Here is a 10,539-nt window from a genome sequence, read left to right as displayed (position 1 = left end):
TATGTTTTGGTTAAGATGGGCTTGTGCAACAGCCATGGTGGTGTCATCCACTGCGAATGCACAGACTGAACAACAGCCTGCAGCCGTGAATTCGGGAGCTGGGGGCTCAGCAGGTTTTCAAGGGGTTGTTCTTTCCGGCCAGGCCGCCAGGGCTTCGGTTGACGGAATCACAGTGAATATTTCCAATACGTGTTTTGGTACTAACTTAAGACACGTTTCCAATCCGCTTTCTCCGGTTTCCAGTGTGTTAGTAAAGCTGACCTTGCGGGAAAAGGGCGCACTTAAAACTTACACCGTCAAATATCCGGCCAATGTCGTGACCCAAGCAGGTAACGATGCGCAAGTGACACAGGTATCAGATGTCACCGCCGGGGTTAAGGCGCAGTATGCTGGTAACAGTGTGCGTGTGATTCTTCCGGTGAACTTCACCACGACTGTGGATGAAGAGGGGAATATTTCCAATGACTTTGAAGCTAAACTCGAAGCCGTCAGTTTTGATCAGGTGTTTGCGCCGGGCCAAAAGCAGGGCGGGGAGTACATGGGTTATAACGGACCGCTTTCAGCGTCTGTTTACACCAGCAACTCCAAAGACGGCAAACAGTACAGTGTGTCGGCCTTCTTCCCGGGTGAAAACGGCTATTGCGGCGGTTACTTCTCTCCACTGATGGTGTTCTTCGACGACAAGATGCCAAACTTCACCGGGGTGACAGACTTCCCTCTGAATCCGACCGGGAAAACCATGTGGCCTGAAGCCGGTGCGCCGGGCGCCTTCATTGCGGTGGACCGCAATGGTGATGGTCAGATCACAACCGAAGATGAATTGTTCGGTAATCAGGGCGACAAATTTAAAAACGGATTTGAGGCTTTGCGCGAATTTGATTCGAACAAGGACAGCGTCATTGACAAGAACGACAAGGACTTTGCAAAACTTTCGCTGTGGTTTGATAAAAACGGCGATGGTAAAGTGCAAAAAGGCGAGCTTGTTCCGCTGAAGTCCCGTATCGAATCCGTGTCCCTGAAATACGATGACTCGGCAGTGAGCGGCATCGCGGACCGTGCCCAGATCCGTGAAAAGAGCACTTTCGTCTTTGTCGAAAAAGGCAAAAAGAAAGAAGGTCGTGTGATCGACCTTTGGTTCTCGCCAAAAATGAAATAAGTCTTATTGATGATCGAAACAGAAAAGCCGGAGTGTCTGACAGCACTCCGGTTTTTTACTTTTGACACTGGTCCTTGCACATTCTTGACGCTTTCACACTGTCTTCTTAGGTTAAAGGCATCTCAATAAGGAGGATGCCATGCCAATGCGAAGTTTAAGTCCCTGGGGCGGCCGCCGTCGTCTGCCTTCTTCGGATTTGTTCAGTCAGTTTGAGGATTTTATCAATGAGTTCGACCGCGGCGAATCCAACGCCCTGACCCGAGCCGGATTTGACTTCTCTCCCTCGGTGGATGTGGAAGAAAAGGACAACGCCTATCTGGTCAGTGCCGACCTTCCGGGCATGAAGAAAGAAGACATTAAAGTCGAGCTCAATGACAACATTCTGACAATCTCCGGCGAGCGCACCCGCGAAACAAAATCAGAGGGGCACTATTCGGAAAGATCTTATGGTCGCTTCCAAAGATCCTTCACTTTGCCAGTCAAAGTCCAGACAGAAAAGATTGAGGCTCACTTTGAAGATGGCGTTTTGCACCTGACGCTGCCCAAATCAGAGGGCGCACGCAGTCATAGTATCAAGATTATGTAGGAACTCTGTTTTAGCTTGATCCCAGAAACCCATGTGCTTGAATAAGTGCATGGGTATTCTGCTTAAAAATATTTCGACACTTCTGACTCTTCAAGGGGCCGCCGCCAAACAAGGCCGCCGTATCAAGGAAGAGGATCTCAGCCTTTTGCAGCAAGCTGCCATTGTCATTGAAAAAGACAAGATCGCCTGGGTAGGACCGCAAAAGAAGCTTCCCAGGGAATTCGCCAGAAAGAAAACTCTGCGTGATTACGACATGAAAGGGCGCACGGTGCTGCCGGGCTTTATCGAGTGTCACACGCATTTAATTTTTGCCGGGGATCGCGCGGCAGAGTTTGAAATGCGCAATCAGGGCGTCAGCTATCAGGAAATCGCCGCCAAAGGGGGCGGGATTCTTTCGACCATGAAAAAGACCCGCGCCTCCAGCCTGAATGATCTGGTGAAAACCGGGCAGAAGCGGCTGGATCATTTCGTATCCCAGGGCGTGACGACGGTTGAAATTAAATCGGGCTATGCGTTGAACCTGAAAGATGAGCTGAAAATGCTTCAGGCCGCGCAAAAGCTTTCGGGCATTCGCACGGTGAACACCTTTTTGGGGGCGCATGCTTTGCCGCCGGAATTTAAATCTTATGAAGAGTATCTGACATTCCTGGCGCAGGAAGTTCTGCCCGTGGTGGCGAAAAAGAAGCTGGCCCGCCGGGTGGATGTGTTCATCGAAAAAGGATTCTTCCCACCGGAAGCCTCTGAAAAGTATCTGCGTCGCGCTCAAGAGCTGGGTTTTGAAATCCTGATTCACGCCGATCAGATGTCTTTAAGTGGGGGCAGCGACATCGCCGTGCGCTTGGGGGCGTTGTCCGGTGATCACCTTCTGCAAATTGAAGACAAAGAAATCAAAAAGCTCGCACAAAGTGAAGTGACTGGTGTGCTTTTGCCCACGGCGGATCTCTATACGAAAACCAAATATCCACCGGCTCGCGCGATGATCGATGCGGGGGTGCGTGTGGCATTGGCCACTGATTTCAATCCTGGCACATCACCAACACAGAATTTGAATCTCGTGGGGTTGCTTGCGCGCCTTGAAATGAAGATGAGTTTGCCGGAAGTCATTGCCGCTTACACGGTGGGTGGGGCTTACGCTTTGAATTTACAAAATGAAGTGGGTTCACTGGAAGTGGGCAAGTCTGCTGATATTTTATGCATCGATCAAGACTGGCAGACGCTGTTCTACAGTGTGGGGGAAGACTCTGAGAAGGTGGTTTTCTCGAGAGGAAAGAAGGTTTTTGGCAGTCTTAAATAATCTGATGCGTCAGAAAATTTAAGATTCTTAAAATTTCCTTTGAATTAGGAAGGGTTTTCTTCCTAGTCTTGGGGTGTGTCTGTGGAGGGGGGAGCTACAACATGAGGTCGTCATACACCACGTTAATGCAGTCGAAATATTTTAATCCTGCTTTTAATAGTGCCATCTTTGATGGTCCTGTTCGTATCTACTTTGCCCAGTTTCATGAAGCATTGGCTTTGAAGATCTATTTCCTGATTCAACAGAAGTTGACCGTGGAAATGGCTAAAGCCAAAGAGGTTTCCAAAGCTGCTGGCGCCAACATCCTGGTGATGGTTTACCCAACAGAAGACAGCTTCTTGTTGTCCTTTGAGGATGCAGCGAAACACATCAGCCCTCTGGAAGTAGAAAAGTGGCATGACGATGTGGTGATTGGCCTTCGCGGGCCGATCGCAGATGAGAACTTGGACCTGTTGGTCGAGTCTCTGCGTCTCACAATGGAAAACTGGCGTCCAGCCGCCATGCTGAAAGCTTCCGCTCCTGCGGAAGTGTGATACAATCTGATTCATGAATAAACGAGGTCAAATCGTGGTGGAGTACGTGCTCCTCCTCGTCCTAGCCGTCAGTCTTGCTGCTTTGCTGGTAAGCCGACTTGTCAGTCGGGAAGAAGGCAATGAAGGCATCCTCGTGGCAAAATGGCAGAATATCTTACAAGTCATCGCTGATGACTTGCCTGACAAGAAGTAAACCCGAAAAATTTCAAATTAAAGGAAAGCGTTGCCGCGTTTTTGGATTTCTTCCTCGACCGCGGTTTGCATGCGCTCTTGGATGTCTTGGGCGATTTCGTGGACCAAGTCGGCATCGTTCACGGCTGATGGCTTATAAGGCAATGTGATTGGTTCCAGAAAACGGATGCGCCATTTGGCTGGCAGGGGAATCACGTTCAAGGGCAATGGAATCACCGAACCCTTGAGGAACTTGGTGAATTTAAGTTTTTTCAAGTTAATATGAGTCTCTTCGGCGCCTAAGATCACCACGGGAACAATCGGGCACTGGGCTTCCAGGGCCATGCGCACAAAGCCGCGTTTGAATTCCTGCAGTTGATAGCGTTCGGAGGTGGGCTTGAAGTTGCCTTGCTCACCTTCCGGGAACAGGACAATCGCATTCCCTTTTTTCAGGGCGTTGATCCCGTTTTCATAAGTGGCCTCGGTGAAGCCCATTTTGTTCGCCGGAATTGCGGTCGTTTCGGTCAGAAACCAGAAGTGATGTGTCAGCACGCGGGGAATGCGTTTGGCTTCCTGCTGCACCACGTGGCCCAGCAAAAAAGCATCAAAACCAGTGTAGCCCGAGTGATTCGGTGCCAGAATCACGGCCCCGCGGCGAGGGATGTTTTCCACGCCTTCAATTTCCAGGCGGAAGTACTTGCGCAGGATCTCCAAAAGAAAACGCGGCAGCACACGGAAAATCAAAGTGTCACGATCCAGAGATCGTAAGCCAAAGATTTTTTCGTTGGGTTTCTTCAGGAAATTCTTCATTATTAGTACATCGATTGGAGAGTGTTTATGTCTTCTTTTATCATGGCCATTGACCAAGGGACAACCAGCTCAAGAACATGCATTATCAATCAAGCCGGAGGTCTTGTCGCCGAGGCTCGTGAGACATTCAAGCAGATCTTCCCGAAACCAGGCTGGGTTGAACACGACCCCGAAGATATCTGGTATTCCACGCAAAGATCCATGCGTCTGGCGCTGGAAAAAGCAAACATCAAAGGATCTCAGATTCGCACGATTGGTATCACCAATCAGCGTGAAACTGTGATGCTTTGGGACGCGAAATCAGGCAAAGCCCTGCATAACGCCATTGTCTGGCAGTGTCGCCGCACGCAGGATATCTGTGAAAAGCTCAAGAAAAACAAAAAAGAAAAAATTATCACCGCTAAAACAGGTTTGGTGCTGGATCCTTACTTCTCGGCCACCAAGATTCAGTGGTTGCTGAAACATGTTCCCAATGCGGCAAAGAAGGCCAAGGACGGGCAGGCATTGGCTGGAACGGTCGACAGCTTCTTGTTGTGGAAGCTGACCGCAGGGCAATCGCATAAGACAGATGTCAGCAATGCCTCTCGCACGATGCTGATGAACATCCACACCGGGTGGTGGGATGAAGATCTGCTTAAAATTTTTGGCGTGCCTGAAGGTATCTTGCCAGAAATCTGTCCTTCCAATTCTGATTTCGGTGTGACCCGAGGTCTGGGCTTTATGCCGGATGGAATTCCAATAACTGGCATCGTTGGCGACCAGCAGGCGGCCTTGTTTGGCCAGACGTGTTTTGAAACCGGAGATTCCAAGTGCACCTTTGGCACCGGAAGCTTCCTGCTGCTGAACACTGGAAAAAAAGCCGTGAAATCGAAAAACAAGCTGCTGACCACGATTGCCTGGAAACTAAAAAACCAGGAAATGACTTATGCGCTGGAAGGCGGTGCGTTTGTCTGCGGAGCCGCAGTTCAGTGGCTGCGTGACGGATTGGGATTGTTCCAGCAGTCCTCTGATATTGAGGCGTTGGCAAAAACTGTCGACAGCACCGAAGGGGTGGAGTTTGTTCCAGCCCTGACCGGGTTGGGGGCTCCGCACTGGCAACCGGAAGCACGCGGTCTGATCTGCGGTCTTACCCGCGGCAGCACCAAAGCTCACGTCGCGCGTGCCACATTGGAAGCCATGGCTTTGCAAAATGTGGATATCCTGAACACCATGCAAAGGGATCTGGGCAAGAAACTGCGTGGCGTTCGCGTCGACGGCGGGGCGGCTGCTAATGATCTGTTGATGCAAATGCAAGCTGACTATTGCGGAGCGAATGTGGTTCGCCCGCAGAATCTTGAAACCACGGCTTTGGGGGCCGCCTTCATGGCCGGTCTGGGGGCGGGTGTGTGGAAAGACCTCAAAGAAATCAAACGGGTGTGGAAAGTGAACAAGGAATTCAAAGTGAAGATGACGCCGAAAGCGCGCAAAGAACGATTGCAGCGCTGGGCCCGGGCTTTGGAGCGAGTGTAAGCACATGGCCGTCAGCATGCCGGGGCAGACCATTTTCAAAAAAGTTGCAGTGTCGGAAAAGAAAATGCTTTTCCGTGAAATCGCTGACGACAAATTACAGTTGTCGATGAAGGGCTCCATCAATGAAGACGTCTTTCATCTGATCGCCGTGCAAACTGACAAGGATGAAACACTGCTTTGCCATCACACGGCAGACTCAAAAGATGTCACGCAACCACAAAAAGTGGTGGTGAATTTTCCCTTTAAAAGTGAACGTTATTTTTTCCAGACAGAGCTCAGCTTCAGTGTTGGCTGGGCCGTACTGAAGACGGACGTCGATCTGTTTCAGTTGCAAAGAAGGGCGAATGCCCGCATCGATATCCCGGCTAAGTACGAAGCCGTTTTCAGTATTCTTCATCATGGCGGAAAGGTTCATTTCGTCGAGACCCGGGTTCGGGATGTCAGTGCTGGGGGGCTTAAAATCGAATTTAAAGGGACAACCCCTGAGCTTAAAATCGGGGATCAGATCAAAGGCGCTTTGCGCCTCGGGGTTCGCCGCGCCATGGAGTTTGATGTGGAGGTGCGTTTTGCCCAGAAACGCGAAGTCGACGGGCAGGTTGTTCAGACGGCTGGCTTGCAGTTCTTAAACGTCACAAACATCCTGGAAACGCGCCTATTGAGTCTGGTGATGGATCTGCAGCGCGAACTGTTCTTAAAGTACCCTAAGAAATAATTTCCTACAGCGCCATTTGGTGTCACTTTGTCCAGGCACGGATCTTGGAATATCTCCTTTGTCTTCAAAAAAGGAGTCTTTATGAAACTACCAATGTTGAGCGCCCTTTTGACCGCAGCCGTTTTGCTGCAAAGTCCCGTAGCCGGAGCACAAATCCGCCCGGGCCATCCCCCAAGTGGCAATGATGAGCGTCGTGATGACCGTCGTGGCGACAATGATCGCCGTGATGATCGCAGAGACGACCGTCGCGATGATCGCCGCGGACCAGATCAGTACCATGACCGCGACCGCGATGACCGCCGTTATGAAAACGACCGCAGAGACGACCACCGTCATGGCGGCATTCGCCCGGATCGTCCGCCAGTAAGACCGGGACCTCGTCCTGATCCGTATCCACAACCGTATCCTCCGCACCGTCCGGATCCACATCCTCCGTATCCAAACCCACCACGTCCACCGAACAACTACGGTGAATCCACAGTGCGTTTCTACGGTGTTTCCCGTCGCAGCGGTGGCGAGTGGTTGCGTGTGGCATTCAACTATGCTTCTTATGTGGACTATGTTCGTGTGAACCCGTCCTTCAACGGCATTCAATTGCATGAGACTTATGCGATCACTCAAAGCGGTCGCCGTATTCAGCTTCGTCAGTTGAGCTACACAGGTACATTCTACTACAGCCTGACTTCTGAATACCTGACAGCCGGGGAGCGTATCGTTGCGATCGACATCCGGGCTGAATCCATGGGTGGGAATGCGGACCTGAACGTGACTGTGACTTCCAGTTACGGTGCGCCTTCGATCTATCCCATCCGTTACTAGGTAAAAAAAATCCCTGGGGTCTTCGGGCCTCAGGGATACCAGATTTTCGAATAAGCTTCTTTATAGTTCAGTCTTGATTCCAGATTTCCTTCTTTTAAATTCTTCAAAATTTCCTGAGTGATCACCAAAGGTTCTGTCGTAAATCCGCTTTCACTGCTTCCGGCAAAGGCGCGATTCATTTCGTCGGCGACCTGCCAGCCCTGGGCTTTCAGGGGTTCGGCGATCGTTGCCAGTTGCTGTGAAAGTCCGGATTTAATCCGGTGCAAGGCCGTTGCTGAACCATCTCCGGCCGAGACATTGATCAGATCCTTACGGCCGATTTTTTTAAGTGGAAAATTGATGTGATCAAAATAGATGTCGTTGATGGCAAGACTGTGAGTCCACTTTTTCCCAAAGCGCTCGTTTAATTTGGCGACCGCTCCCGGCATCAGGTGTTCGGCTTTGGAAATCTGCACATCCATGATGTCCAGAACGTGGCAGTTCTTATGTTCATCAATGATCTTTTTCATGTGCAGGGTTTTGGCCCGGGCGATCGAAAAGTCATTGTCAGTGAAAATCACAACACCTGATTTTTCAGCGCCGTCGCAGACCAGTTTTGCCGCTTTTTCTGCCACCACCAAAGGGTCCGTGGTCACATTTGAAAACATCAGATTCGAACCGCCAGGGCGGGGAGCGGAATGCCAGCCGACGATCTTGATATGGGTTGCCTGGGCTTTTTTAATCTCGGGGCGGAAGTCGGCGGCGTCAAAGCCCCCCAGCACAATGCCGTCGGCTCCGGCTTGAATGGCTTCGTTGAGTGCTTTTTGAATTTTCGCACGGCTTCCCTGGCCATCACGAATGGTGATGTTCCATTTCAACATGCGGCCGGCAGAAAGGAAGCCTTCGCTGACAGCGGCAGCTCCGCCATTTTTCATGTCTGAGGCAATAAAGATGATCTTGCGGCCTTCTTGAGCTTTCGGGCCGGAAACAGGTCCTTCCCAAGTGGGAACTTCCAGAGCGGAAGCCTGTGCAGGGGACAGTGGCAAAAGCCAAAGCAGAGCTGTTAAAAAAAGATGTTTAAATGAGCTAAGCATTTTCTCCAGCATACAAGCAGGATTGGAAAATAACCAACTCAATGAAATTACAATTTTAAGATTTTTAGGACTCTCGTCTGCGGAACTGTTCGGCCTCGCGAATCTTTTCCGTCATGTTCTGCAGGCGATCAGTGAACGACTTCAGCATGCATTCCGCCCAGGTCGGCAGTTCTGACAGAAGTTGCTGGAACCCCTCTTCAGAAACCTTTACCAGCACAACGTCCGTGACAGCCTGAGCTGAAGCCGAACGGGGACTTTTTGAAATCAGTGCGAACTCACCAAAGGATTCCCCGTCCACAATGTCGCAAATGGGAATTCGTTTGCCCATTTGATCTTTCGTGAAGATGTTCACCACACCGCTTTCAACAATGTAAAAGTGATTTTCGATGTCGCCTTCAAAGAAGATGAAGTCACCGGGCTTATAAGTCTCTTTTACAATTGCGCTCTGTGCATCCATGCCAGAATTCCTTTTCGTAAGTCCTTAGATGATTTTATTCAGATCATGCACGTTTTTGACAAACGAAATCTTCTTGTCCTTGGAAAGCTTGACGTCCTCCAGGTGGCGTTTGTTTGAAAAAGGCATGACGAAATGTTTGAAGCCCAGCTTGTCGGCCTCTTTGATTCGTTGTTCAACAAAGGACACACCACGGACTTCGCCGGTCAGACCGATTTCGCCAAAATAACAAGTCTTGGCGTCAAGATCACGGCGGTGCTCGGTGGACAAGATCGCCGCCGCCACGGCCAGGTCCGAAGCCGGCTCCACCAGTTTTAAGCCGCCAACAACGTTGATAAAGATGTCGTTGTGGGCCAGGCGCACATCCAGGTGACGATCCAATACGGCCGTCAAAAGATGCAGACGGTTGATATCAATACCCAAAGCCGTGCGACGAGGCATCGCCATGGGACTGGAAAGTGTCAGCGCCTGAACTTCACACAGTAAAGGCCTTGTGCCCTCCATCGACGCAAACACGGCTGAACCAATCAACTGATCACCGCGTTCTTCCAGGAACAACTCGGAGGGATTGGAAACCTCTTCCAAGCCCTTGGAGTTCATCTGGAACACACCCAGTTCGTGAGCCGCGCCAAAACGGTTTTTCAAAGAACGCAGCAGGCGGAAGTTGTAAGAGATGTCGCCATCAAAGGACAGCACGCAGTCCACCATGTGTTCCAAAACCTTGGGACCGGCGATATTGCCATCTTTGGTGACGTGACCAATCAGGATCACAGTGATGCCATCGTGCTTGGCAAGGCCCATCAAGTGCCCGGCGCATTCACGAACCTGAGACACCGAGCCCGGTGCTGCCTGCAAATCAGGCAGGAACATCGTCTGAATGGAATCGACAACCAGAACATCCGGTTTTTTGAATCGGGCCATTTCCATCACGGCCGTCAGATTGCTTTCACAACCCACTTCAATCAAGGGCGAACGGATACCCAGGCGGTGAGCGCGGGATCCCGTCTGAGAGACACTTTCCTCGCCGGAGATATAAAGAACCTTGTGCTTGTTATTGGCTAAACCACCGGCCATTTGCAGCAAAAGAGTGGATTTCCCAATGCCCGGAGATCCCCCCAAAAGCACGAAACTTCCCTTGGCCAAACCGCCGCCCAGCACGCGATTGAGCTCTTCGAAACTTGTATCAAAACGATCCAATTTCACTTCTTCAAGTCTTTGGTCCAGCGTGACAGGTTTGGACCCGGTGCCTTCGCGATCGCCAGACCCTGTAGACCATCCTCGAGTTTTCACTTCCGGCATCTGCAGTTCTTCGACGTAAGAGTTCCACGCACCGCAGTCAGAGCATTTGCCCTCCCACCTTGGTCTTTGGGCCCCACAATTTTGACAGGTATAGATCGTTTTAGTTTTCGATTTTGCCATAGA

12 protein-coding genes are annotated in these 10,539 nt (G+C 50.7%); 8 read left to right on the top strand and 4 right to left on the bottom strand.

Annotation, left to right across the window (positions count from 1 at the left end):
• The first annotated feature begins 1 nt into the window (after position 1).
• The 5 genes from ACZ520_RS12920 to ACZ520_RS12900 all read left to right on the top strand — a co-directional run bounded on the left by ACZ520_RS12920 (position 2) and on the right by ACZ520_RS12900 (position 3,762).
• The gene (locus ACZ520_RS12920; RefSeq protein ID WP_417868821.1) at positions 2–1,156 is read left to right on the top strand and encodes an EF-hand domain-containing protein; all 1,155 of its coding nucleotides are present in this window, start codon (positions 2–4) and stop codon (positions 1,154–1,156) included.
• Between the two features lie 139 nt (positions 1,157–1,295).
• A complete protein-coding gene (locus ACZ520_RS12915) occupies positions 1,296–1,742 on the top strand; it encodes an Hsp20/alpha crystallin family protein (RefSeq protein ID WP_198298049.1) in 447 nt (148 codons plus the stop codon).
• A gap of 49 nt (positions 1,743–1,791) precedes the next feature.
• Positions 1,792–3,036, top strand: a complete 1,245-nt coding sequence (gene hutI, locus ACZ520_RS12910; protein WP_464125951.1) for an imidazolonepropionase — start codon at positions 1,792–1,794, stop codon at positions 3,034–3,036.
• 125 nt (positions 3,037–3,161) lie between these two features.
• A complete protein-coding gene (locus ACZ520_RS12905; protein WP_374030774.1) occupies positions 3,162–3,569 on the top strand; it encodes a hypothetical protein in 408 nt (135 codons plus the stop codon).
• 13 nt (positions 3,570–3,582) lie between these two features.
• Entirely contained in the window at positions 3,583–3,762 is a 180-nt protein-coding gene (locus tag ACZ520_RS12900; RefSeq protein ID WP_038449975.1) for a hypothetical protein, read from the top strand.
• A 17-nt stretch (positions 3,763–3,779) separates the two neighbouring features.
• Here ACZ520_RS12900 and ACZ520_RS12895 read toward each other — a convergent pair whose 3' ends face one another.
• Complete coding sequence (locus ACZ520_RS12895; protein ID WP_088564677.1) at positions 3,780–4,550, bottom strand: lysophospholipid acyltransferase family protein; 771 nt, start codon at positions 4,548–4,550, stop codon at positions 3,780–3,782.
• Positions 4,551–4,577: 27 nt separating this feature from the next.
• On the opposite strand from ACZ520_RS12895, the gene glpK reads away from it, so the two are divergent.
• The 3 genes from glpK (at position 4,578) to ACZ520_RS12880 (ending at position 7,590) form a co-directional block, all read left to right on the top strand.
• Complete coding sequence (glpK, locus tag ACZ520_RS12890) at positions 4,578–6,059, top strand: glycerol kinase GlpK (protein WP_198298050.1); 1,482 nt, start codon at positions 4,578–4,580, stop codon at positions 6,057–6,059.
• A gap of 4 nt (positions 6,060–6,063) precedes the next feature.
• Positions 6,064–6,771 (top strand): flagellar brake protein, encoded by a 708-nt coding sequence (locus tag ACZ520_RS12885; protein ID WP_464125947.1) that lies wholly within the window; start codon positions 6,064–6,066, stop codon positions 6,769–6,771.
• 81 nt (positions 6,772–6,852) lie between these two features.
• Positions 6,853–7,590 (top strand): beta-sandwich domain-containing protein, encoded by a 738-nt coding sequence (locus ACZ520_RS12880; protein ID WP_417868814.1) that lies wholly within the window; start codon positions 6,853–6,855, stop codon positions 7,588–7,590.
• Between the two features lie 29 nt (positions 7,591–7,619).
• On the opposite strand, the gene ACZ520_RS12875 is transcribed toward ACZ520_RS12880, so the two are convergent.
• The 3 genes from ACZ520_RS12875 to radA all read right to left on the bottom strand — a co-directional run bounded on the left by ACZ520_RS12875 (position 7,620) and on the right by radA (position 10,536).
• Positions 7,620–8,663, bottom strand: coding sequence for a substrate-binding domain-containing protein (locus ACZ520_RS12875; protein WP_374030770.1), 1,044 nt, complete (start codon positions 8,661–8,663; stop codon positions 7,620–7,622).
• 64 nt (positions 8,664–8,727) lie between these two features.
• Positions 8,728–9,120: a Crp/Fnr family transcriptional regulator gene (locus tag ACZ520_RS12870; protein ID WP_374030769.1), complete on the bottom strand. Its 393-nt coding sequence runs from the start codon at positions 9,118–9,120 to the stop codon at positions 8,728–8,730.
• A 24-nt stretch (positions 9,121–9,144) separates the two neighbouring features.
• On the bottom strand, positions 9,145–10,536 hold the full coding sequence (radA, locus tag ACZ520_RS12865; RefSeq protein ID WP_088564683.1) for a DNA repair protein RadA: 1,392 nt from the start codon (positions 10,534–10,536) through the stop codon (positions 9,145–9,147).
• Positions 10,537–10,539 lie beyond the last annotated feature (3 nt).

The organism is Bdellovibrio sp. BIS2, from assembly GCF_055398295.1.
The sequence above is the reverse complement of the archived record's forward strand: the minus strand, read 5'-3'. Positions and strand labels throughout refer to the sequence as shown.